Annotated in this window: 23 protein-coding genes and 1 tRNA gene; 18 read left to right on the top strand and 6 right to left on the bottom strand. The window is 55.2% G+C overall.

Going from position 1 to position 23,248, the window contains the following annotated elements; genetic code table 11:
- Positions 1-9 precede the first annotated feature (9 nt).
- The 9 genes from QMG27_RS07685 to QMG27_RS07645 all read left to right on the top strand — a co-directional run bounded on the left by QMG27_RS07685 (position 10) and on the right by QMG27_RS07645 (position 6,621).
- Entirely contained in the window at positions 10-1,230 is a 1,221-nt protein-coding gene (locus tag QMG27_RS07685) for an IscS subfamily cysteine desulfurase (protein ID WP_281810481.1), read from the top strand.
- A gap of 12 nt (positions 1,231-1,242) precedes the next feature.
- On the top strand, positions 1,243-1,632 hold the full coding sequence (iscU, locus tag QMG27_RS07680) for a Fe-S cluster assembly scaffold IscU (RefSeq protein ID WP_281810480.1): 390 nt from the start codon (positions 1,243-1,245) through the stop codon (positions 1,630-1,632).
- 15 nt (positions 1,633-1,647) lie between these two features.
- Positions 1,648-1,971, top strand: coding sequence for an iron-sulfur cluster assembly protein IscA (gene iscA / locus QMG27_RS07675; protein WP_281810479.1), 324 nt, complete (start codon positions 1,648-1,650; stop codon positions 1,969-1,971).
- Between the two features lie 13 nt (positions 1,972-1,984).
- Positions 1,985-2,533 carry a Fe-S protein assembly co-chaperone HscB gene (gene hscB, locus QMG27_RS07670; RefSeq protein WP_281810478.1) on the top strand — a complete coding sequence of 183 codons (549 nt, stop codon included), beginning with the start codon at positions 1,985-1,987 and terminating at the stop codon, positions 2,531-2,533.
- Between the two features lie 17 nt (positions 2,534-2,550).
- On the top strand, positions 2,551-4,407 hold the full coding sequence (gene hscA / locus QMG27_RS07665) for a Fe-S protein assembly chaperone HscA (protein ID WP_281810477.1): 1,857 nt from the start codon (positions 2,551-2,553) through the stop codon (positions 4,405-4,407).
- Positions 4,408-4,746 (top strand): ISC system 2Fe-2S type ferredoxin, encoded by a 339-nt coding sequence (fdx, locus tag QMG27_RS07660; RefSeq protein WP_281810476.1) that lies wholly within the window; start codon positions 4,408-4,410, stop codon positions 4,744-4,746.
- A 2-nt stretch (positions 4,747-4,748) separates the two neighbouring features.
- Complete coding sequence (dnaQ, locus tag QMG27_RS07655; protein ID WP_281810475.1) at positions 4,749-5,462, top strand: DNA polymerase III subunit epsilon; 714 nt, start codon at positions 4,749-4,751, stop codon at positions 5,460-5,462.
- 35 nt (positions 5,463-5,497) lie between these two features.
- Positions 5,498-5,572 (top strand) — tRNA-Val (locus tag QMG27_RS07650).
- Positions 5,573-5,724: 152 nt separating this feature from the next.
- Positions 5,725-6,621 (top strand): tetratricopeptide repeat protein, encoded by an 897-nt coding sequence (locus QMG27_RS07645; protein WP_281810474.1) that lies wholly within the window; start codon positions 5,725-5,727, stop codon positions 6,619-6,621.
- A gap of 14 nt (positions 6,622-6,635) precedes the next feature.
- Here the strand turns inward: QMG27_RS07645 and QMG27_RS07640 are convergent, their stop codons facing one another.
- From QMG27_RS07640 to QMG27_RS07625, 4 genes are all read right to left on the bottom strand, one after another.
- Positions 6,636-7,022 (bottom strand): BLUF domain-containing protein, encoded by a 387-nt coding sequence (locus QMG27_RS07640; RefSeq protein ID WP_281810473.1) that lies wholly within the window; start codon positions 7,020-7,022, stop codon positions 6,636-6,638.
- Between the two features lie 143 nt (positions 7,023-7,165).
- Positions 7,166-9,562 (bottom strand): RNA polymerase sigma factor RpoD, encoded by a 2,397-nt coding sequence (gene rpoD, locus QMG27_RS07635; protein WP_281810472.1) that lies wholly within the window; start codon positions 9,560-9,562, stop codon positions 7,166-7,168.
- A 250-nt stretch (positions 9,563-9,812) separates the two neighbouring features.
- A complete protein-coding gene (dnaG, locus tag QMG27_RS07630) occupies positions 9,813-11,714 on the bottom strand; it encodes a DNA primase (protein WP_281810471.1) in 1,902 nt (633 codons plus the stop codon).
- Positions 11,715-11,778: 64 nt separating this feature from the next.
- Entirely contained in the window at positions 11,779-12,537 is a 759-nt protein-coding gene (locus QMG27_RS07625) for a 3-hydroxyacyl-CoA dehydrogenase (protein ID WP_281810470.1), read from the bottom strand.
- A gap of 119 nt (positions 12,538-12,656) precedes the next feature.
- Here QMG27_RS07625 and QMG27_RS07620 point away from each other — a divergent pair, with 119 nt between their 5' ends.
- The gene (locus QMG27_RS07620) at positions 12,657-13,553 is read left to right on the top strand and encodes a patatin-like phospholipase family protein (protein WP_281810469.1); all 897 of its coding nucleotides are present in this window, start codon (positions 12,657-12,659) and stop codon (positions 13,551-13,553) included.
- Positions 13,554-13,649: 96 nt separating this feature from the next.
- Here QMG27_RS07620 and phaP read toward each other — a convergent pair whose 3' ends face one another.
- Positions 13,650-14,192: a TIGR01841 family phasin gene (phaP, locus tag QMG27_RS07615; RefSeq protein ID WP_281810468.1), complete on the bottom strand. Its 543-nt coding sequence runs from the start codon at positions 14,190-14,192 to the stop codon at positions 13,650-13,652.
- A 194-nt stretch (positions 14,193-14,386) separates the two neighbouring features.
- Here phaP and QMG27_RS07610 point away from each other — a divergent pair, with 194 nt between their 5' ends.
- The 8 genes from QMG27_RS07610 to QMG27_RS07575 are packed head-to-tail and all read left to right on the top strand — an operon-like array spanning position 14,387 to position 22,371.
- Positions 14,387-15,322, top strand: a complete 936-nt coding sequence (locus QMG27_RS07610; RefSeq protein WP_281810467.1) for a histone deacetylase — start codon at positions 14,387-14,389, stop codon at positions 15,320-15,322.
- Positions 15,319-15,768, top strand: a complete 450-nt coding sequence (locus QMG27_RS07605; protein ID WP_281810466.1) for a thioesterase family protein — start codon at positions 15,319-15,321, stop codon at positions 15,766-15,768. The genes QMG27_RS07610 and QMG27_RS07605 overlap by 4 nt, the downstream gene beginning before the upstream one ends.
- Complete coding sequence (locus tag QMG27_RS07600; RefSeq protein WP_281810465.1) at positions 15,765-16,472, top strand: nitroreductase; 708 nt, start codon at positions 15,765-15,767, stop codon at positions 16,470-16,472. The genes QMG27_RS07605 and QMG27_RS07600 overlap by 4 nt, the downstream gene beginning before the upstream one ends.
- 20 nt (positions 16,473-16,492) lie before the next feature.
- Positions 16,493-17,677 carry a nicotinate phosphoribosyltransferase gene (gene pncB / locus QMG27_RS07595; protein ID WP_281810464.1) on the top strand — a complete coding sequence of 395 codons (1,185 nt, stop codon included), beginning with the start codon at positions 16,493-16,495 and terminating at the stop codon, positions 17,675-17,677.
- A 12-nt stretch (positions 17,678-17,689) separates the two neighbouring features.
- Positions 17,690-18,976, top strand: coding sequence for a sodium:proton antiporter NhaD (gene nhaD, locus QMG27_RS07590; RefSeq protein WP_281810463.1), 1,287 nt, complete (start codon positions 17,690-17,692; stop codon positions 18,974-18,976).
- Positions 18,977-18,989: 13 nt separating this feature from the next.
- Positions 18,990-19,964 (top strand): D-glycerate dehydrogenase, encoded by a 975-nt coding sequence (locus tag QMG27_RS07585; protein ID WP_281810462.1) that lies wholly within the window; start codon positions 18,990-18,992, stop codon positions 19,962-19,964.
- Complete coding sequence (rmuC, locus tag QMG27_RS07580; RefSeq protein ID WP_281814565.1) at positions 19,964-21,223, top strand: DNA recombination protein RmuC; 1,260 nt, start codon at positions 19,964-19,966, stop codon at positions 21,221-21,223. The genes QMG27_RS07585 and rmuC overlap by 1 nt, the downstream gene beginning before the upstream one ends.
- The gene (locus QMG27_RS07575) at positions 21,220-22,371 is read left to right on the top strand and encodes an MFS transporter (protein WP_281810461.1); all 1,152 of its coding nucleotides are present in this window, start codon (positions 21,220-21,222) and stop codon (positions 22,369-22,371) included. The genes rmuC and QMG27_RS07575 overlap by 4 nt, the downstream gene beginning before the upstream one ends.
- On the opposite strand, the gene QMG27_RS07570 is transcribed toward QMG27_RS07575, so the two are convergent.
- Positions 22,346-23,209 carry a TIGR00730 family Rossman fold protein gene (locus QMG27_RS07570; RefSeq protein ID WP_281810460.1) on the bottom strand — a complete coding sequence of 288 codons (864 nt, stop codon included), beginning with the start codon at positions 23,207-23,209 and terminating at the stop codon, positions 22,346-22,348. The genes QMG27_RS07575 and QMG27_RS07570 overlap by 26 nt on opposite strands.
- Positions 23,210-23,248 lie beyond the last annotated feature (39 nt).

The raw sequence follows: 23,248 nt of genomic DNA, 5'->3' as shown, positions 1-23,248 counted from the left end.
TCACTCCTCATGGATATGACACCTCATTTCCCTATTTATCTCGACTACGGTGCCACCACACCCTGTGATCCTCGTGTGGTTGACGCCATGATTCCTTGGTTGCGCGAGCACTTTGGCAACCCCGCTTCACGCAGCCATGCGTGGGGTTGGGAAGCTGAAGCCGCTGTTGAAAAAGCGCGTGGCGATGTGGCCGATCTCATTGGGGCCGATCCCCGCGAAATCGTCTGGACTTCAGGCGCGACCGAGTCGAATAATCTCGCCATCAAAGGCGCGGCGCAGTTTTACAAGTCCAAGGGCAAACACCTCATCACGGTGAAAACCGAGCATAAAGCCGTGCTCGACACCATGCGCGAGTTGGAGCGTCAAGGCTTTGAGGTGACTTACCTCGACGTGCAAGAAGATGGCATGCTCAGCATGGATGCGCTCAAAGCGGCCATTCGCCCTGACACCATCCTCATCAGCGTCATGTTCGTGAACAACGAAATCGGCGTGGTGCAAGACATTGCAGGCATCGGCGTGATGTGCCGCGAAAAAGGCATCATCTTCCACGTGGACGCGGCGCAAGCTACGGGCAAAGTAGCGATTGATCTCAAGACCTTGCCCGTCGATTTGATGAGCTTGGCGTCCCACAAAACCTACGGCCCCAAAGGCATTGGTGCCTTGTATGTGCGCCGTAAACCCCGTGTGCGCTTGGAAGCGCAAATGCACGGTGGTGGCCACGAGCGCGGCATGCGCAGTGGCACGTTGCCCACGCACCAATGCGTGGGCATGGGTGAAGCTTTCCGTTTGGCCAAAGAAGAAATGGCGCAAGACTTGGCCAAAGCCCAAAAGCTGCAACAGCGCTTGCTCGATGGCTTGAAAGACATTGAGCAAGTGTTTGTCAACGGTAGCTTGGAGCACCGCGTGCCGCACAACCTCAACATCAGCTTCAACTATGTCGAGGGCGAGTCCCTCATCATGGGCATCAAGGGCTTGGCGGTGTCGTCGGGCTCTGCATGTACCTCGGCCAGCTTGGAGCCCAGCTATGTGTTGCGTGCGTTGGGTCGCAGCGACGAATTGGCGCACAGCAGCTTGCGCATGACGATTGGCCGCTTCACCACCGAAGAAGAAATTGACTACGCGATTGAAACCATTCGCCACAACGTGGCGAAGTTGCGCGACTTGAGCCCCCTGTGGGACATGTACAAAGAAGGCATCGACCTCTCGACCATTCAGTGGGCTGCCCACTAAAGGAGATTCATCATGGCTTATTCAGAAAAAGTAATTGACCACTACGAAAACCCCCGCAACGTCGGTTCGTTTGACAAAGGCGACGACTCGGTCGGTACCGGCATGGTGGGTGCGCCCGCTTGCGGTGACGTGATGAAGTTGCAAATCAAAGTCAACCCCACGACAGGGGTGATTGAAGATGCGCGTTTCAAAACCTACGGCTGCGGCTCGGCCATTGCCTCGTCCTCCCTCGTCACCGAATGGGTCAAAGGTAAAACCTTGGACGAAGCGGCTGCCTTGAAAAACAGCGAAATCGCTGAAGAGTTGGCATTGCCACCCGTGAAGATTCACTGCTCGATCTTGGCCGAAGACGCCATCAAAGCAGCGGTGGACGATTACAAAAAGAAACACACGGCTGCTTAATCAAAGAAGAACAACATGGCTGTCACACTGACTGAAGCTGCGGCACGGCACGTGACCCGCTACCTTGCCAAACGCGGCAAGGGCGTGGGCGTGCGTTTGGGCGTTAAAACCACGGGCTGTTCGGGCTTGGCTTATAAGCTCGAATACGTGGACGAACAAGAACCGGAAGACGTGGTGTTTGAAGACCATGGCGTGAAAGTGTTGGTCGACCCCAAGAGCTTGGCCTACATCGATGGCACGCAACTTGACTTCGTGCGCGAGGGCTTGAATGAAGGCTTCAAGTTCCACAACCCGAACGAACGCGACCGCTGTGGTTGCGGCGAATCGTTCCGTATCTAAGTCGAGGCAGTCGGTGAGCGAATCGGCCCAGCCGTTGTCGGCGCAACTTGCGGTCAACGATTTTGAGTTGTTCGATTTGCCGGTGCAGTTTGCGCAAGACCGCGCCCAACTTGATGCACGTTGGAAAGACTTGCAACGCGAAGCTCACCCCGATAAATTCGCCTCACAAGGCGCCGCCGCGCAACGTGTGGCCATGCAATGGTCGGTGCGAATCAACGAGGCCTACCAACGCCTCAAAGACCCGATGCGTCGTGCCGCCTACTTGTGCGAGCTAGGTGGTGCACCCATTCAAGCAGAGAACAACACCGCCATGCCCGCCGCATTTTTGATGCAGCAAATGGAATGGCGCGAAGCGATGGATGACGCCACCAATGTGGCCGCGCTAGAAGCGTTGTTTGATGACGTGCAACAAGCCCATAAAGCTGCCATGCAGCAATGTGCGCAGCTCATCGACACCGCACACGACTTGCCCGCTGCTGCGCAGCAGGTGAGGGGGCTGATGTTCATCGAGAAATTTTTGCGCGATGTCGAAGCTCGAATGGATCATTTAGACGCCCACTGAAAGCGACAATACACACCATGGCGTTATTACAAATTTCCGAACCCGGCCAAGCGCCAGACCCACACCAACGACGCATCGCGGTGGGGATTGATTTAGGCACCACGCACTCCTTGGTGGCTGCCATGCGCAACGGCGTGGCCGAGTGTTTGCCTGATGCCGAGGGGCATGTCATCTTGCCGTCGGCAGTGCGTTACCTTGAAAACGACGGGCGTCAGATTGGCCGTGCTGCTTTGGTGTCTCAGGCAGAAGATCCAGAAAACACTTTAGTGTCCGTCAAGCGTTTCATGGGGCGCGGCGTAGCCGACATTGCCAACCGCGAGCAGCTGCCGTATGTGTTTGTAGACAAGCCTGGCATGTTGGCCCTTCAAACCCGCGTGGGAGAAAAGTCGCCCGTTGAGGTGAGCGCTGAGATTTTGGCCACCCTGCGCTTTCGTGCTGAAGATACGTTCAATGATGACTTGTACGGTGCGGTCATCACCGTGCCCGCGTACTTTGATGATGCCCAACGCCAAGCCACCAAAGATGCCGCGCAGCTCGCTGGCATCAACGTGTTGCGCCTGATCAACGAACCCACGGCTGCTGCCATTGCCTACGGCTTGGACCAAGCCAGCGAGGGGGTGTACGCCGTCTACGACTTGGGCGGGGGTACGTTTGACATTTCCATTTTGCGTTTGACCCGTGGCGTGTTTGAGGTGCTGTCCACCGGTGGCGATTCGGCTTTAGGAGGTGATGATTACGACCGCGCTCTGGTGGCGTGGGTGCAAAGCCAAACCGGCTGCGCCATTGAAACGCCTGCCGACAAGGCCAGTGTGTTGATGGCAGCTCGCGTTTGCAAAGAAGCTTTGTCTGCGGCAGATAGCGCCACGTTTGAAGTGGCCTTGTCGAGTGGCACATTGCGACACACCGTCACACGCGCCGAGTTTGATGCCGCTACCGCTGCGTTAACCCAACGCACCTTGTCTGCTGTGCGCAAAGCCTTACGGGATGCCAAGCTCAGCAAAGACGATATTCAGGGCGTGGTCATGGTCGGCGGTTCTACCCGTATGCCACAGGTACAGCAAGCCGTCGCCGATTTGCTGGGTTGTGCACCCTTGAACAACCTCAACCCAGACGAAGTGGTGGCCCTCGGCGCTGCCATTCAAGCCAATCAGCTCGCGGGCAACAACCCTGATGGCGAGTTGCTCTTGCTCGATGTGATTCCGTTGTCGCTAGGCATTGAAACCATGGGCGGCTTGGTCGAACGCATCGTGCCGCGTAACCAAACGATTCCTACGGCGATGGCGCAAGACTTCACCACCTACCAGGATGGCCAAACTGCCTTGGCCTTGCATGTGGTGCAAGGTGAGCGTGACATGGTGGCCGACTGTCGCAGTTTGGCGCGCTTTGAATTGCGCGGCATTCCGCCCATGGCTGCGGGTGCAGCACGTATTCGTGTGACCTTCACGGTCGATGCCGACGGCATGGTGAGTGTGAGTGCGGTGGAGCAGATGAGTGGCGTCACAGCCAACATCACCGTCAAGCCGTCCTACGGTTTGTCAGACGATCAAATCGCCGCCATGCTGCAAGACAGTTTCAAGACCGCTGAGCAAGACATCAAGGCTCGCGCTTTGGTCGAGGCGCGTGTCGATGCCGACCGCATGTGGCTGGCCACGCAAAGCGCCTTGCAAGCTGATGGTGATTTGCTGTCCGTCGAAGACCGCGCACGCATCGACGAGCTAATGGCTGCCACGCTTGAAGCCAAAAAACTCGAAGATGCAGCCGCCATTGAAGCCATCACCGAAGCGTTGGCCAAGGGGACCGAGGCCTTCGCCGCACAACGCATGAACCGAGGCATTCAACACGCCTTGGCTGGTCAAAACATTGAGAGTATTTAAATGCCTGTCATCAAAATCTTGCCCCATGCCGAGCTGTGCCCACAAGGCGCAGAAGTGAATGCTGCAGCTGGCAGCACCATTTGCGAAGTGCTGTTGGAAAACCACATCCATATTGAACACGCCTGCGACATGAGCTGTGCGTGTACTACTTGCCACGTCATCGTGCGCGAGGGGTTTAATTCACTCAATGAAGCAGACGAAAACGAAGATGATTTGCTGGATCGTGCGTGGGGGTTGGAGCCCAATTCACGCCTGAGCTGCCAAGCTATCGTGGCCCAGCAAAACTTGGTGGTGGAGATTCCGAAATACACCATCAACCACGCCAAAGAAAACCACTGACCATGCGCCAGATTTTTCTAGACACGGAAACCACAGGTCTGTCGCCCGACAACGGCGACCGCATCATTGAAATTGGTTGCGTCGAGTTGCTGCACCGCAAGCTCACAGGTAACAACTTACACCTCTACATCAACCCCGAGCGGGACAGCCATGAAGATGCGTTGCGGGTACACGGCATCACCACGGAGTTTTTGAAAGATAAGCCCAAGTTCGCCGAAATCGTGGATCAGTTCCTCGAGTACATCGAAGGCGCTGAAGTCATCATTCACAACGCGCCGTTTGACATTGGCTTCTTGAACAAAGAGCTGGAGTTGCAAGGTCGTAAGCCTTTGGCCAATTACATTGAAGGCGTCACCGACACCTTGGTGATGGCCAAAGAGATGTTCCCAGGCAAGCGTAACTCGCTTGACTCCTTGTGCGACCGTTTAGAGGTAGACAACTCGGGTCGCACGTTGCACGGCGCGTTGCTTGATGCTGAGTTGTTGGCTGATGTGTACATCAACATGACCCGCGGTCAAGACGCCTTGTTGATGGAAGTGGACAGCGGGGATGACCAAGTGCATCGCAGCGAGAGCGTTGACCTCAGCAGTTACCAGTTGCCAGTCATTGCCGCATCTGAACAAGAGTTGACCCAGCACGACGATCTGCTCGCGCAGCTAGATAAATCGAGCGGGGGTAAAACAGTTTGGCGAAATCTGCAAAATTCTGTGGCATAATCACGGTCTTTCCAGAGATGGAAAGCGGTAAAGATGGGCGATTAGCTCAGGGGTAGAGCACCACATTCACACTGTGGGGGTCGCAAGTTCGAAACTTGCATCGCCCACCATCTTTACTGAATCAATCGCTTCTCAAAAGCACATGTCTAAGGTTCCGCAAGGAGCCTTTTTTTGTTTGAGCTTTACTTTTCTTCCCCTCTTGTATTTTTGCTGTCCACGCCAATTTATAGGGCATGGTGCTGCAAAACGGAAAGGTTGAACCATGTTGTCTCGTTTGTTGAAATCAGCGGTGGCCGCTGCTTTGGCGCTGAGTGTCACGCTCGCTTTGGCGCTGCCTACACCCAAGGACATTGAAGCTGCGGTGGCTGCGGGCCAATACGCGCAGGCCGAAACCATGTTGCGTGAGGTCTTGAAGGACAAACCACAAAGTGCCAAAGCGCACTACGAGCTGGGCCAGGTGTTGGCCCATGAGCAACGTTACAAAGAGGCGCAAACACAGTTGCAAAAAGCCAAAGACATCGATCCGTCTTTGAAATTTGCCAGCAGCCCCGAAAAGTTCAACACCGTTTTTGCCAAAGTGAATGATTTGGCTGCTGCGCCTAGCTCATCGGTGGTGATGTCGCCCTCAGTGCCCCCCAGCACGCAGGACGCCGTGCAAACATTGCCTCATGCAGCGCCCAGCAGTGGTGGTATGTCGCTGGGCTATGTGTGGTTGGGCATCGGTGGCTTGGTTGTCTTAGGGGTGTGGCTCCGCCGCTCGTCCGCCGCCAACGCCTCAAACGGCAACTTTGCTACCCCTGTAGCCCCGATAGAAACTGCACCCGTTCAACGTGGATTTGGTGCTCAGTTCACACCCAACGCACCACAAGGTTACGCGCCACAGGGCTATGCGCAACCCACATCAGGCGGCGGATCAACCATCACAGGTGCTGTCGTGGGCGGTTTGGCAGGCGTGGCGGCGGGGTATGCGCTGTCTAAAGCCTTGGAGGGAGAGCACCATGAAGCCGCGACGCCTTCGTCTGCTGGTGCAAGTCCAGTGGCTAACAACGGTGGTTATGTGCCTTTTGATACGGCTAACCATGGAGATGTCGGCTCGTTCGATGCGGGCTCGGGCAGCGATTGGGACAATGCCGAGGGGGGCAGTGATGACAGCTGGTAATCTAGCTGCGCGACTTAAGAGACCAATTGAGCGCAGCGCTCAGCCTCTGCGTTCATGCCATCTCTGTCTACGGCAAAGAAACCAGGCATATTGAAGCGGTTCAGGCTGGGATAACTTGAAAAAGCCATCGACCAGTCTGTGAACCGACGTTTTTCTAAGGGGCCTCGCGCCAGTAACTCGATGTCGTGATGGCGCGGATCACGCTGCAAGCTTTCCCACAAGGAAGCAATCGCTTCGGGAGGGCCTTCAATGCATTGCACAAACACCTCTTCTGTGTAGAGCAAATGCCCTGTGATGCCTAATGATGCGTTCTTCGCACGCGCTTCGCTGAGCATGTTGAAGAGATGCAAGCTACCCAAAGTGTTGGTGGCTTTTGATCGATAGAGTAGGCGTTCGAGCACGGTGAGTCTGTGGGTGATGAAAAATAAATATTACAAATTTGCAATTAAGTTGTGCTTACAAGGTCGTTTAAGACAAAGCTAAGCTACTCCAACAAAAGACCCCGCGAGCGTGAGCTGGCGGGGTTTTTTGTGGGTGCAACGATTTACATCGTGTCGATAAAGCTACGCAGTTTGTCGCTGCGGCTGGGGTGCTTGAGCTTACGCAAAGCCTTGGCTTCGATTTGACGAATGCGCTCGCGCGTGACGTCAAACTGCTTGCCCACTTCTTCCAAGGTGTGGTCAATCGCCATCTCAATACCAAAGCGCATGCGCAGCACTTTGGCTTCGCGTGGGGTGAGGCCATCCAAGATGTCTTTCACCACATCGCGCAAGCCAGCTTGCATGGCTGCTTCGATGGGGGCGGTGTTGACGCTGTCTTCGATGAAGTCGCCCAAGTGACTGTCGTCGTCGTCGCCAATCGGTGTTTCCATCGAAATTGGCTCTTTCGCGATCTTCATGATCTTGCGGATTTTGTCCTCGGGAATTTCCATCTTTTCGGCCAAGACGCTGGCATCGGGCTCGAAACCAAACTCTTGCAAGTGTTGGCGGCTGATGCGGTTCATCTTGTTGATGGTTTCGATCATGTGCACCGGAATACGGATGGTGCGCGCTTGATCGGCGATGGATCGCGTGATGGCTTGGCGAATCCACCACGTGGCGTAGGTTGAGAACTTGTAGCCACGGCGGTATTCGAACTTGTCCACGGCCTTCATCAGACCGATGTTGCCTTCTTGGATCAAGTCGAGGAACTGCAAACCACGGTTGGTGTATTTCTTGGCGATTGAAATGACCAAGCGCAAGTTGGCTTCGATCATTTCTTTCTTCGCACCGCGAGAGGTGCGCTCACCCGCATTCATGCGTTTGTTGATATCTTTGAGTTGCTCCAAAGGCACCACCACGCGGGCTTGCAGGTCGATCAGCTTTTGCTGCAAGTCTTGAATTGGTGGGATGTAACGGCCCATGGTCGTTGACCAAGGCTTGCCTGCCGCAGCTTGTTTTTCAACCCATTTGAGGTTGAGCAAGTTGGGTGGAAAGTCTTTGATGAAGGTGGCTTGTGGCATGCCGCACTTGTCCACGATGATGCGGCGCAATTCGCGTTCGTTCTTGCGCACATCGTCCACTTGGCCGCGCACGGACTCGCACAGCTTTTCAATGGTTTTGGCTGTGAAGCGAATGCCCATCAACTCGGCGGTCAAAGCGGCTTGCGCTTTCATATAAGCCGGTGTGCCATAGCCTTCTTTGTCGTAGAGCTTGCGCAGCTTGTCGAACAAGGCGGCCATGCGATCAAAACGCTCCAATGCGGCGTTTTTCAATTCTTCGAGTTTCTTGGTCAGCGCTTTAGAGCCGCCTTTGCCGTCGTCATCGTCTTCTTCGTCGAATTCGTCGAAGTCTTCTTCGGCCACATAGTCATCGGCTTCGTTGAGGTTGTTGAAACCATCCACGATGGTGGAGATGACCACTTTGTTTTCGCGAATTTCTTCGGCCATGGCCAGCACAGCAGCGATGGTGGCAGGCGAGCCAGAGATGGCTGCCATCATGTCCATCAAGCCACCTTCGATGCGCTTGGCGATTTCAATTTCGCCCTCGCGGGTCAGCAACTCAACCGTGCCCATTTCGCGCATGTACATGCGCACGGGGTCAGTGGTGCGGCCAAATTCGCTGTCTACGGTAGAGAGGGCCGCTTCGGCTTCTTCTTCGGCTTCTTCTTCGGTCGCCGCAGTTGGCGCGTTGTTGTTGAGCAGCAGGGTTTCTGCGTCGGGTGTGTGTTCGTACACGGCCACACCCATGTCGTTCAACATGCTGATCACCACTTCGAGTGTTTCAGCATCCACCAACTTATCGGGCAAGTGGTCAGAGATTTCGCCGTGCGTCAGGTAGCCACGTGTCTTACCGAGTTTGATCAGGGTCTTCAAACGTTGACGACGCTTTTGCATGTCTTCTTCAGACAGCACGGTTTCGTCTAACCCGAATTCTTTCATCAAGGCACGTTCTTTGGCCTTGCTGATTTTCATGCGCAGTGGCTTGGCCTTTTCTGCACCGGGTTCGATGACAGGTTCGCCTTCGAGGTCGGCTTCGATGTCACCGAGGTCTTCGTCATCGGCGCTGGCTTTTTTGCCTTTGGCTTTGGTGGCCTTTTTTGCAGGCGCTTTTTTAGCGGTCGCTTTTGGGGCGTGCGCTTCTATAGCGGATGCTTTTTTCTTTGTGTCTTCAGCCTTGGCTTTGGTGGCTGTTTTGGCTGCGGTTTTTGTGGCTGGCTTTTCAGCTGCTTTTGTTTTGGGTGCGGGCACTGACTTGGCTTTCGTTGCTGGCTTAGCGGCTGGTTTTGCAGCTGCTTTTGCTGCCGGTTTGGCAGCGGTTTTTGCAACGGGTTTTGCGACTGACTTTGTAACTGCTTTGGCTGGGGCTTTCACAGCTGGCTTGGCTGCAGCTTTTGGAGCAGCAACGGCTGGCTTTTTGGCCACAGGTTTGGCAGGCTTCTTGGACTTACGGTCAACAGGCATGAAAACTCCTAGACTTCAAAGAAACGAATACTCAGCGCCACAAAACCCGGCGCGGGAAAAAGAAAAAGGGGGGTGAAGTGTGAACCTCTAGAAGCAAGCGGATTGGGCGAACATTTGGTGTGCAGTCCTTGCGGTGAAGTGGCGAGTCGTGCGCTTGTGTCACGGTTGGCCGGGCCCGGAGGTGCTGCTGTCGCACTTGCTGAGTGTGGATTATACCCAAAATGGTGGCCTTAGTTGAGCCACAGGCGCATCAATCGTGGCTTTCAGCAATCTTTTGGGGTAATTGGCCGAGTTGCTTGCGCCGCTCAAACAGGGCTTTGTAGCGCTGCATGGCGGTGGGGTCGGCTGCGGCTTCGGCGATGGCCTCTTTCATTTGTGCATCGAGGCTTTCAAACAAAATTTTGTTCAAAATGCCGCGAAGCTCTAGAGCTGCCTCTTTGCGTTGTTGTGCGGGCGTGAGGTTTTCGGGCATGGGCTTGCCCTCGTCATCCAGCAGTGGTGTAAAGGCGGTTGCCATCACGCGCAAGGCGAGATCTTCAGACTCATGCTCACGCAGACCTTCACGCAGAGCGCCCCAAGCTTGGTTGCCATGCTCATGGTGTTGCTGGTCGAGCCACACAAACAGCGGCCCGTGGGGCGGAGCGAGTTCGCACAACAAGTTGTGGTCTTCGGTAGAGAGGTCCTCCCACAAATCCATGTGCGAGAGCAGCACGCGTGCCGCGTGGTCGGCTCGTCCTTGCGGAATCTGGCGTGTGCCGCGTTTGTAGGTTTTAGGCGCGAAGGGTTCGCGTGGTTTGAATTTGGATGATTTTTTAAATTCACCAGTGCGTGCTGGTGCAGCTGCGGGGGCTGGCATCCACAGGTCTTGTAGTTCGTGGTTGCCAAGGTCGGCCAGCTCGGCGATTTCGCTGAGCAACTGGCGCTTCAAAGCGCCATCGGGCAGGGCCGTCCACAAAGGCTTGGCGTTGCTGGCCATATGGGCACGGCCTTCGGCGGTGTGCAGGTCGCAGCCTTCGCGTGCCACTTCAATGAGGAAGCGGCTGAGCGGCATGGCCTCGGTCACGCAGTGGGCAAAGGCTTCTTTGCCAAACTCACGGATGTAGCTGTCGGGGTCGTGCTCAGCGGGCAAGAACAAAAACTTCACGCTTCGCACATCGGTGGCGTAGGGCAGGGCGCCTTCGAGCGCCTTGCGTGCCGCACGGCGGCCAGCGCCATCGCCATCAAAGCTGAACACCACGTTCTCGGTGAAGCGAAACAGTTTTTGCACATGGTCGGTGGTACAGGCCGTGCCCAGTGTGGCCACCGCGTTGGGAAAGCCCAATTGCGCCAAGGCGACCACGTCCATATAGCCTTCGGTCACCAGCACATAGCCCATGTCGCGCAGCGCGTTGCGGGCTTCAAACAAACCGTATAACTCGCGGCCCTTGCTGAACACTGGGGTCTCGGGAGAGTTGAGGTACTTGGGCGTGCCTTCGCCCAATACGCGGCCACCAAAGCCAATGCACTCGCCCTTGACGTTGCGGATGGGGAACATCACGCGGTCACGGAAGCGGTCGTAGCGTTTTTCGTCTTCGCCATCTTCTTGGTTGACGATGACCAAGCCACTCTCGGCGAGCAACGGGTCTTGGTAGTCGGGGAACACGCTGGCCAAACTGCGCCAACCTTCGGGGGCATAGCCCAAGCCAAAGTGCTTGGCAATCTCGCCACTCAGACCGCGACCCTTGAAGTACTCAATCGCTTTGGGTGAGTTGCGCAATTGCTTGCGATAAGCCTCGCCCGCCTTTTCCAACACATCGGTCAGCGTGGCTTGCTTTTGGCGTTGCTCGGCAGCGCGGGCGCGGTCTTGGGGTGAGATGTCTTCTTCCGGCACTTGCATGCCGACGTTTTGCGCCAAGTCCTTCACCGCTTCGATGAAGGTCATGCCAGCATGTTCCATCAAAAAGCCAATGGCATTGCCGTTTTTGCCGCAGCCAAAGCAATGGAAAAACTGCTTGGCAGGGCTGACCGAAAACGAAGGCGACTTCTCGCCATGAAACGGGCACAGCCCCATGAAATTGGCCCCACCTTTTTTGAGCTGCACATAGCGGCCCACCACGTCGACCACGTCGACGCGGGCTAAAAGCTCTTGAATGAAAGACTGGGGGATGGCCATATGCAAAAAGGGTGAAGCCTGATTTTAGGCTTCACCCTTTTGCAGAGAGGAAGAACGTTTTGGCTTACTTCGGCGCCAAGCGAATCGCGCCATCCAAGCGAATCACTTCGCCGTTGAGCAAGTCGTTTTCAAAGATGTGCAGGGCCAACTTGGCGTAGTCCTGTGGGGTGCCCAAGCGGGAGGGGAAGGGCACGCCAGCGGCCAGCGCGTCTTGCACCTCTTGGGGCATGCCAAACAACATGGGCGTGCCCATGATGCCGGGGGCAATGGTCATGTTGCGAATGCCTGTGCGGGCCAAGTCGCGGGCGATGGGCAAGGTCATGCCGACAATGCCGCCCTTGGAGGCGCTGTACGCGGCTTGGCCAATTTGACCGTCGTAGGCCGCTACCGAGGCCGTGGAGATCAACACACCGCGCTCGCCTGTGGCCTCGGGCTCGTTCTCGCTCATGGCTTCGGCGGCCAAGCGGATCATGTTGAAGCTGCCAATGAGGTTAATGCTGATGGTCTTGCTGAAGCTGGCCAACGCATGTGCGCCGTTTTTGCCCACGGTTTTTTCTGCAGGGGCCACGCCCGCGCAGTTGACCAAGCCCATGAGCTTGCCCATCGACTTGGCTTTGGCCACCACGGCTTGGCCGTCGGCTTCTTGGGTCACATCGCATTTCACAAAGGCACCGCCAATGTCTTTGGCCACGGCTTCGCCTTTGTCGGCTTGCATGTCTGCAATTACCACCTTGCCGCCCTTGGCTGCAATGGCGCGTGCCGTGCCTTCGCCCAAGCCGGATGCGGCGCCTGTGACGATGAAAACCTTGCCTTGAATGTCCATGAGGATCTCCGTTTTTAATTGACGTTTACGTAAACGTCAATTATGGAGGAGGCGAATGCATTTGAGCCAGCAAACGATCTAGGACAATCCCTAGTGATTTGTTTTTTGAAAGCGTTGGCATGAAGTTGGGTGTGCGCGGTTGGTTGTGGGTGTTGAGCTTGGCCGTCTTGGCTGGGTGTAGTTCGCGTGGGCCGTTGGCGCCAGTAGAGGGTGAAAAGCCTGACACGCCAGTGATCAAACGTGTACCCAAATTTGGCCTGGCCTTGGGTGGCGGTGCTGCGCGCGGCTTTGCGCACGTGGGCGTGATTCAAGTGCTGGAAGAAGCGGGCATCAAGCCTGACTTGGTCGTGGGCACCTCGGCAGGCAGCGTGGTGGCTGCGTTTTATGCCAGCGGCAAAGACGGCGCACAGTTGCAAAAAGCAGCCGAAACGATGGAAGAGGCCACCATCACTGATTGGACTGTGCCCTTGTTGGGCCGAGGCATGATGCGCGGCGATGGCTTGGCCCGTTACGTCAACAAACAAACGGGCAACCGCCACATTGAAGATTTCAAAATACCGCTGGGCATTGTGGCCACAGACCTCAAAACGGGCGAGGGCATTTTGTTCCAACGCGGTGATGTGGGTACAGCCGTTCGCGCTTCAAGCTCAGTGCCTTCGGTGTTTGAGCCGGTGCGTATTGGCAATCGCGAGTTTGTGGATGGGGGCTTGGTGTCGCCCGTGCCCGTGCGTTATGCCCGTCAGATGGGGGCGGAGTACGTCTTAGCCATTGACATTTCAAGCCCGCCCGAATCAGGCAAAACGGGGGATATGTTTGACATCTTGATGCAGACCTTCACCATCATGGGCAAGAGCATCAACAGACTCGAATTGCGCGATGCCGACCTTGTGGTGCGACCCGCATTGAATGATGTCGGTAGTGCCGACTTCAAAGCCCGTCGTCGCTCGATTGAAGCTGGCCGTGCGGCGATGCTGCAAGCCTTGCCCAAGCTCAAAGCCGCCTTAGCGGTGCAATAACGAGAGACCAAAAAAAGGGGCCCACTTTGCAGTGGGCCCTTGAAGGGATTCTGCACCCTGAGGTGACGAAGAATCCGAGGAGACAATCGTTACAAATTAGCGCTTTTTAGCGGCGCTCTTGGTGGCTTTCACAGCTGTTTCAGCCACAGTTTTCATTTGTGATTCGGCCAAGTCAGAAGCTTGCTTGACGGCCTTTTGGACAGATTCCACAGCGGTGTTGCTGGCAGTGACGGCTTGCTTGAAGAAAGCAACAGCTTGCTCTGAGCCAGCAGGTGCGTTTTTCAAAGCTGCTTCGATGTATGCCTGAACAGCTTGTTGGCCTTCAGCAGCCTTGCCTTCGAAGCCTTTGGTGAATTCGGCACCAGCGCCTGTGGCGATGTCATACACGTGGCGGTTGTAGGCAGCAGCTTTTTCAGCCAAAGGTTGGAAGTAGTTGGTTTGCAAAGCAACCAATTCTTGTGCGTCTTTGGCACCCAACACGGCTTGTGCGTGAGCAGCAGACTCGGCCAAAGCAGAGCGGCCAGCGGCGAGGTTGAGTTCGACCAATTTTTCAACGCCATTGAAGGCCTTGTTCGACAAGCTGAACAAGTTGTCCAAGTTGGCTTTGTTGGTGGCGGTGATTTGTTCGACGTTGATCATGTGAATACTCCAAAAGGTTAAGTGAGCTTGCTAAAAATGTTGCGGTGCAGCATTGGGATGAAGTTTAGGGTTATCCCGAAGCATTGCAAGAGGGTTTGGGGCTGTCTTGGCTTGATTAGAGGCAAGGTTCTAAACCCTAGGGTTTTTGCAAATTCGTCACAATGCAGCCTTGTTTCATGCGGTTTTCAAGGGTTATGCGCGCTTTTTATTCGGACCAATTTGTGTTGCCCTTGCCGCAAGGCCATCGTTTCCCGATGGCCAAGTACCGTTTGCTGCGGGATCGGCTGACAGTTGAGTTGCCTGAGGTGAGCTTAGAGGTGGCGCCCCCCGCGAGCGATGGCGAGCTGGCTTTGGTGCATGCGCCGAGTTATATCCAAGCGGTGGCTCAAGGCACTCTGAATGAGGCTCAGCAAAAAGAAATTGGTTTTCCGTGGACGCCTGCGATGGTCGAGCGTTCACGCCGCTCTGCGGGGGCTACTGTGATGGCCGCACGCACGGCCTTGTTTGGCGCTCAGGGTGTAGCGGCCAACCTCGCCGGCGGTACGCACCACGCGTATGCAGACAAAGGCAGCGGCTTTTGCGTGTTCAACGACGCCGCCGTGGCCACGCGACTCATGCAAGCCGAGTGGGGGCGCACCCACAAGCAGCCTCTGCAGGTCGCCATCATTGATTTGGATGTGCACCAAGGCAACGGCACAGCGCGTATCTTTGAGCGGGACGAACACGTATTCACCCTGTCCTTGCACGGGGCGCGCAACTTTCCGTTTGAGAAGGAAACCAGCGATTTAGACATCGAATTGCCCGATGGTTGTGACGATACGGCGTATTTAGAGGCGTTAGAGCAGGCTCTGGCAGAGCTAGAAGCTCGCTTCACACCGGGGTTGGTCATTTACTTGGCTGGCGCAGACCCGCATGAGGGTGATCGTTTGGGGCGTCTGAGCCTGAGCTTTGATGGCCTAGAGGCCCGCGACCGCCGTGTGTTTGACTGGGCATGGTCTAAACGCATTCCCTTGGCTTTTTCGATGGCGGGCGGCTATGGGCGTGAAATGGCTGACACAGTTCAGGCGCAAGTCAACACTTACCGTGTCGCCTATGCGTACTGGCGACGCTGGCAAAATCTGTCTCAATGAGTTCTGCTTCCAATACCCGCCCACAACCTGAATCACGCAGCGCCTTCAAGGTGTTTCGTCGCATCGACACACGTTGGATGGACAACGATGTGTATGGCCACGTCAACAACGTCGTGTACTACAGCTGGTTTGACACTGCTGTCAACGCGCACCTGATTGAGCAGGGCGCACTAGACATTCACCACGGCGAGACCATTGGTTTGGTGATTGAAACCCAGTGCAATTACTTTGCACCCTTGGCATTTCCGCAAACCATTGAAGCTGGCATTCGTGTGGCGAAGATGGGAAGTTCAAGCGTGCGCTACGAAATAGGTTTGTTTGCGCAAGACGAAGACCTGTGCGCCGCACGTGGCCACTTTGTGCACGTGTACGTTGACAAAGAAAACCGTCGGCCTGTGAAGGCCTTGCCTTTGAAATTAAAAACAGTCTTGGAGACACTTGTATGACCAATCCCGCCAACATCGCCGCTGTGGACCACGCCATCACCTCACGCATGTCTGCCCGTGCATTCACGCAGCAAGAGGTGTCGCGCGAACTCATCACCGAAATTTTGCAAGTGGCCAGCCGTGCACCGTCGGGCACCAACACACAGCCTTGGAAGGTGTATGTGTTGCAAGGCGCGACGCGTGATGCCTTGGTCGACAAAGTGTGCGCCGCTCACGAAGCCATTCGCGCCAACCCCGAAGTGGCCAAGCAGTACACCGAGCAATACGACTACTACCCCGCGCAATGGGTCAGCCCCTACATCGACCGCCGCCGCGAAAACGGCTGGAGCCTTTATGGTTTGCTAGGCATCGGCAAAGGCGACAAAGACCGCATGCATGAGCAGCAACAACGCAACTTCAAATTCTTCGATGCCCCTGTGGGCTTGATGTTCACCATCGACCCCATCATGGGCCGTGGCTCTTTGTTTGACTACGGCATGTTTGTGCAAAACATCATGTTGGCTGCACGTGCGCGTGGTTTGCACACTTGCCCACAAGCAGCGTGGAATGGTTTTCACAGCATCATCCTGCCGCACATCGGAGCAGGAGAGGGCGAGATGATGGTGTGCGGCATGTCTTTGGGCTACGCCGACGAGACAGACAAAGTCAACACATTGGTCACGCCGCGCGTGCCTGTGAATGAGTTCACCCATTGGGTCGCCTGAGTTTTTTTAGTTAGTTTGCGATGATCATCACCAGCCTGCTCGACACCGATCTTTATAAATTCACCATGATGCAGGCTGTTCTGCATCAATTCCCCAGTGCGCAGGTGTCGTACAAGTTCAAGTGCCGCAACCCTGGTGTGGCACTAGCACCCTACGTGCAAGAAATTCGTGACGAAATTCGCTCGCTGTGCAGCTTACAGTTTCAAGATGCCGAGCTGGCTTGGTTGCGCAGCCTGCGTTTCATCAAGAGCGACTTTGTGGATTTTTTGGGACTGTTTCGGCTGAATGAAAAATACATTCAAGTCAATGCGTTGCCCAATGGTGAAATTGACATCAGCATTCAAGGCCCATGGCTGCACACCATTTTGTTTGAGATTCCGGTGTTGGCCATCGTCAACGAGGTGTACTTTCGCAACACGCACAAAGTGCCTGACTTTTTGGAAGGTCGCCGTCGCTTAGACCAGAAAATCGAAGCCTTGCACGCTGAGCGTTTGAGCGATTTGAAGATTGCCGATTACGGCACGCGCCGTCGCTTCTCCAAAGCATGGCACGAAGAACTGTTGCGTGTGTTGATTTCCAAACTCGGCACTGGCACCAAAGGCCAACTGGCAGGCACCAGTAACGCCTTGTTTGCCATGAAGCTTGGCCTCACCCCGCTGGGCACCATGGCACATGAATACTTGCAAGCTTGCCAAGCCTTGGGGCCGCGCTTGCGTGACAGCCAAGTGTTTGGATTTGAGACATGGGCACGTGAATACCGGGGTGACTTAGGCATTGCCTTGAGCGATGTGTATGGCATCGAGCCCTTCTTGCGCGACTTTGACATGTACTTTTGCAAGCTCTTCGATGGCGCGCGCCACGACAGCGGGGACCCCTTCACATGGGGTGAACGCATGATTGCACACTACCGCAACAACCGTGTCGATCCGCTCACCAAGACACTGATTTTTTCAGATGGCTTGACGGTTGAAAAAACGATTGCGCTGTACCAACAGTTCCGTGGTCGTTGCCAACTGGCATTTGGTATTGGCACCAACTTGACTAATGACTTGGGCTATGAGCCATTGCAAATCGTCATCAAGATGACGCAGTGCAATGGGCAACCCGTGGCCAAGTTGTCGGACACCCCAGGTAAGGGCATGTGTGATGACGAAAACTACTTGGCCTACCTGCGCCAAGTGTTTGATATTACGCAACCCGCGTAAAAGGAGCGTTTGATGCTGACGGCACTGGTCATTGTTTTCGTGCTGGCGTATGCCGCCATCGCTTTTGAACACCCTATCAAAATCAACAAATCAGCTTCGGCTCTGGTCGGTGCAGGTTTGTTATGGAGCATTTATGCCGTGAGTACGGGCGATGCCCAGTTGGTCGGTGAGCATTTGAATGAGTCTCTTATTAGCACGGCACAAATTGTGTTTTTCCTAATGGGGGCCATGGCCATTGTGGAAGTGGTGGATGCACACAACGGGTTTGAAGTCATCACCTCGCGCATCAAAACTACGCAGCTGTCGAGCTTGATGTGGTTGGTTGGATTTGTGACATTTTTTCTCAGCGCCATCTTGGACAACTTGACGACCACCATCGTCATGGTGTCGCTGATGAAGAAACTGCTCGACAAACGCGACGATCGCTTGTTCTTTGCCGGCATCATCGTGATTGCAGCTAATGCAGGTGGGGCCTGGTCGCCCATTGGTGACGTGACCACCACCATGCTTTGGATTGGTGGGCAAATCACAGCCGTAGAAATCATCAAAGGCTTGTTTTTGCCATCGCTCGTGAATTTGTTGGTGCCCCTCTTGGTCACGAGTTGGCTTCTCAAAGGGAAATCTGTGGTTCCTCCTCTTGCCACTGAATTGGAGCAAGCGGCCCGAGAGACAACCCCTTTCGAACGTAATCTGATGTTCTTTTTGGGATTGGGCATTTTGATCGCTGTGCCTGCCTTCAAAACGTGGACACATCTGCCGCCATTCATGGGCGTGCTCTTTGGTTTAGGTATTTTGTGGTTGGTGGGAGATTTGGTGCATCGCACCAAAGACGATGAAGACAAAGCACATCTGTCCCTCACGCATGCGCTGACGCGCATTGACATGCCATCGATTGTTTTCTTTGTAGGTATTCTGTTGTCTGTGGCCACGTTGGAGCACACGCACATCCTGTCTGATTTGGCTGCTTGGCTCGATCAAGCGGTGGGCCGCCAAGATGTGATTGTGATGATCATTGGTGTCGTCAGCGCCATTGTGGACAACGTGCCATTGGTCGCTGCTTCGATGGGCATGTACAGCTTGACGCAATATCCCGCGGATAGTTTTTTGTGGGAATTTCTGGCTTATTGCGCAGGCACCGGTGGTTCAATTCTCATCATCGGATCAGCCGCTGGTGTTGCAGCCATGGGCTTGGAACGAATAGATTTCATTTGGTATGTCAAGAAAATCAGTGGCTTAGCGCTGATTGGGTATTTTTCTGGTGCTCTTGTTTACATCGCAGAGTTTGCACTCACGCATTAACTGAAGGTTGTCTATGAAACACAAAATCATTGTTGCGCGTCCTATTTTTGAAGAAACTTTGGCGCGTTTGCGCGAGCACTTTGATGTGACCGATAACCAAGCTGATGTGGCTTGGACCAAAGCCACCTGGACACAAGCGTTGTCGCAGCATGCGGGCGCACTCACCACAGGCTCTGACCCCGTGGATGCTGAAGTGCTCAAAGCTTGCCCCAACCTCAAGGCGGTCGCCAACATGGCGGTGGGATACAACAACTTTGATGTGCCAGCCATGACGGCTCAAGGTGTGCAAGCCAGCAACACGCCCGACGTGTTGACCGAAACGACGGCCGACTTCGGCTTTGCATTGTTGATGGCCACTGCGCGTCGCATGGCGGAGAGCGAACACTACCTGCGTCGTGGCGAATGGACGCAATGGCGCTACGATATGTTTGCTGGCGCAGAGGTGCATGGCAGCACCATTGGCATCATTGGCATGGGACGCATTGGCCAAGGCATTGCGCGACGCGCTGCATATGGCTTTGGCATGAAGGTCATTTATCACAACCGTTCACGCTTGAGTGCTGAGGCAGAAGCCGAATGCAAAGCCACGTATGTGAGCAAAGAAGAATTGCTCAAAACTGCAGACCATGTAATGCTGGTCGTGCCCTACAGCGCAGCCTCTCATCACACGATTGGTGCTGCAGAGCTGGCGCAAATGAAACCAACAGCCACACTGATTAACATCGCACGCGGCGGCATTGTGGATGACGCGGCTTTGGCTGTAGCCTTGCGTGACAAGCGCATAGCAGCCGCGGGCTTGGATGTGTTTGAGGGCGAACCCAAAGTGCATCCTGATTTGTTGACTGTGCCCAACGTCGTGCTCACGCCGCACATTGCCAGTGCCTCTATGCCAACGCGCATGGCGATGGCCAATTTGGCAGCCGACAACCTCATCAGCTATTTCACGCAAGGCAAATCTCTGACGCCCTTGAACACGGTGGCCGCATGATGGAAATTTGGATTGCGGTTGGCGTTGGTGCGTTCAATGCTTTGCTTTTGTTGCTTTTGTTGCTTTTGTTGCGCAGACCCAGTGGCAACAACGAAGCAGCCGTCCAAGGCTTGCAGCAGAGCCTGCAAAGCATGCACGAAAAGCTAGAGCGCATCGAGCGCGAGCTGCGCACCGAAATTACTGAGTCATCTCGCGGTGGCCGCCAAGAGCTGACGCAAAACTTGGCGCTGTTTCAGCAAAGCCAAGTGCAGCAACTCACGCTGATGCAAAAAAGCATTGGTGACACGCTCAACCAACAGTTGCAACAGCTTCAAAAAAGCAATGCCGACAAACTGGACGAAATGCGTCGCACCGTTGACGAGAAACTGCAAACGACGTTGGAAAAGCGCCTGTCCGAAAGTTTCAAACAAGTGGCAGAGCGTTTGGAGCAAGTGCACAATGGCTTAGGCCAAATGCAAAAACTGGCCGATGGTGTGGGCAGCTTGCAGCGCGTGTTGACCAATGTGAAAACACGCGGCATGTTTGGCGAGGTGCAACTCGAAGCCTTGCTCGAACAAGTGTTGACGATGGAGCAATACGCCAAGCAAGTGGAAACCAAACCGCGCAGCAACCAACGCGTGGACTTTGCCATTCGCTTTCCAGGCCGAGGCGGTGCAGATGGCGAGCCTGTGTGGCTACCGATTGATGCCAAGTTCCCCCGTGAAGACTACGAGCGCTTGCTCGATGCCCAAGACCGCGCCGATGCTGTGGCTGCAGAAGTGGCGGCTAAAGCACTGGAAACACGCATCCGCACCGAAGCCAAAAGTATTGCTGAGAGCTATCTAGCGCCACCGCACACGACAGACTTTGCGATTTTGTTTTTGCCCACCGAAGGTTTGTATGCCGAGGTGTTGCGCCGCCCTGGTTTGATGGACAGCTTGCAGCGCGACTACCGTGTGACGCTGGCTGGCCCCACCACTTTGTTGGCCATGCTCAACAGCTTGCACATGGGCTTTCGCACGCTCGCGCTGGAGCAACAAGCCTCAGAGGTGTGGAAGGTGTTGGGGGCAGTCAAGACCGAGTTTGAGCGCTACGGCGACTGGGTGGAGAAGGTGCGCGAGCAAGTGCAAAAAGCAGCGGACACCTTGGATCGTGCCGACACACGCAGCCGTCAAATGCGCCGCGCATTGAAGAACGTCGAAGCCTTGCCTGAAGGCGAAGCACAAGCGCTACTCCCCAAGTTTGATGACGCTTTAGATGACACGGATGCCAAAGTTTGAAACGTGAACTCGCCAAGCTGATTGCAGGCCAAGTGTGTTTGCACGCCTGCATGGCCGGCATGCGCATGGCAGCCCCTTTGATGGCTTTGCGCAACGGCCAAAGCGAAGCCGCGGTGGGTGTGCTGCTGGCCATGTTTGCTTTGACCCAAGTGTTCTTGGCTTTGCCCGCTGGGCGTTACGCCGACTTGCATGGTTTGAAACGCCCCGTCATGTGGAGCGTACTGATGGGCGCGATGGGCGCAGGGGTCGCTGCCTTGTGGCCCATCTTCCCCGTGTTGTGTTTCAGTGGATTGATGACGGGCGGTGCGACAGGCATTGCCATCATCGCCTTGCAGCGCCACGTGGGACGCGCTGCGCAAGGCTTGGCGCAAATGAAGCAAGCGTTCAGTTGGTTGTCAATCGCGCCTGCGTTTTCTAATTTCATAGGCCCCTTGATGGCGGGCTTGTTGATTGACCATGCCGGTTTTCAGTGGGCATTTGCGGCCATGGCTTTGTTGCCTGTGATCGCGTGGCTGTGGATTCGCCAAGCCCATGAGTTACCCAAAGTGGTCAAGCCCGAAGGTCACGAAAACAACAGCGCATGGGACTTGTTGAATGAACCCATGTTTCGCCGCTTGTTGATGGTGAATTGGTTTTTATCCGCTTGTTGGGACGTGCACACCTTTGTGGTGCCCATCTTGGGCCACGAGCGTGGCCTCAGTGCTTCGGCCATTGGTTCTATCTTGGGCTCATTTGCGTTGGCGGCCGCTTTCATTCGCATGATGATGCCCTTCATCGCCGCGCGATTGCTAGAGTGGCAAGTCATCACGGGTGCCATGCTCATTACCTCATTTATGTTGGCCGTGTACCCGTTCACCGAGACAGCGTGGTTGATGGGTGTGTGTTCGGTGTTGGTGGGCTTGTCGCTCGGGGGCGTTCAGCCGATGGTGATGAGCACCTTGCATCAAATCACGCCTGAGCATCGGCACGGTGAGGCGCTGGGCTTGCGCTTGATGGGTATTAATGCATCGAGCGTGCTGATGCCCATGGTGTTTGGTGCGGCAGGCACCGTCATTGGCATCAGCGGGGTATTCTGGTGTGTGTCGGCGGTGGTGGGTTTGGGCTCACGCAGCGCTTATCAGCTCAGAGTTCATAAAAAGAGCGAATAAAGTTCCATGCGTCGTCTACGCTGTCGACGTATTTGAACAAGTCCAAGTCTTCTTCAGACACCACGCCTTCTTCCACCAGCACATCGAGGTGCAGCAAGCGCTTCCAGTAGCTGCTGCCAAACAGTACGATGGGCACGGGCTTGGATTTTTTGCATTGCACCAAAGTCAGTGTTTCAAACAATTCATCCAAGGTGCCAAAGCCACCGGGGAAGGCCACCAAAGCTTTGGCGCGCATCATGAAGTGCATCTTGCGCAACGCAAAGTAGTGAAATTTGAAGCTCAGATCGGGCGTGATGTAGGGGTTGGGTGTTTGCTCATGGGGCAGGGCAATGTTGAGCCCCACGCTGATGCCGCCTGCTTCTTGCGCACCTCGATTGGCCGCTTCCATGATGCCGGGGCCTCCGCCTGTGCAGATGAACAGCTTGTTGTGTTCAGGTTGCAAGGTGCTGAACTTGGTGATGGTATGGCCCAATGCGCGCGCTTGCTCGTAAAAGCGTGCGTTACGCACCAAGGTTTCGGCTTTCGCAATTTGCTGCTCATCGCCTGTAGCGCGTGCACGAATGAGCTCTTGGTGAGCCACCTCTTCGCTGCGAAAACGTGCACTGCCAAACACCACCACCGTGTGTTCGATGCCATGCTCTTTTTGCGCCAAATCAGGCTTGAGCATTTCGAGTTGAATGCGCAAGCCGCGCGTTTCGCGGCGTAGCAAAAACTCAGGGTCTGCAAACGCCAAGCGATTGGATTCGGGGGTGATTGAGTCGCCGTTGTCGTAGTGTGCTTTGAGGGTTTCCCAAGCTTCGGCAAGGCGTCGGTCGTGAGGGTCTAGCATTCCATCCATGTCGCGATGTTACTGGCAGAAATGCAGTTTGCTCAGACA

This window comes from Limnohabitans sp. MORI2 (assembly GCF_027925025.1).
Taxonomy (GTDB): Bacteria; Pseudomonadota; Gammaproteobacteria; order Burkholderiales; family Burkholderiaceae_C; genus Limnohabitans.
The sequence above is the reverse complement of the archived record's forward strand: the minus strand, read 5'-3'. Positions and strand labels throughout refer to the sequence as shown.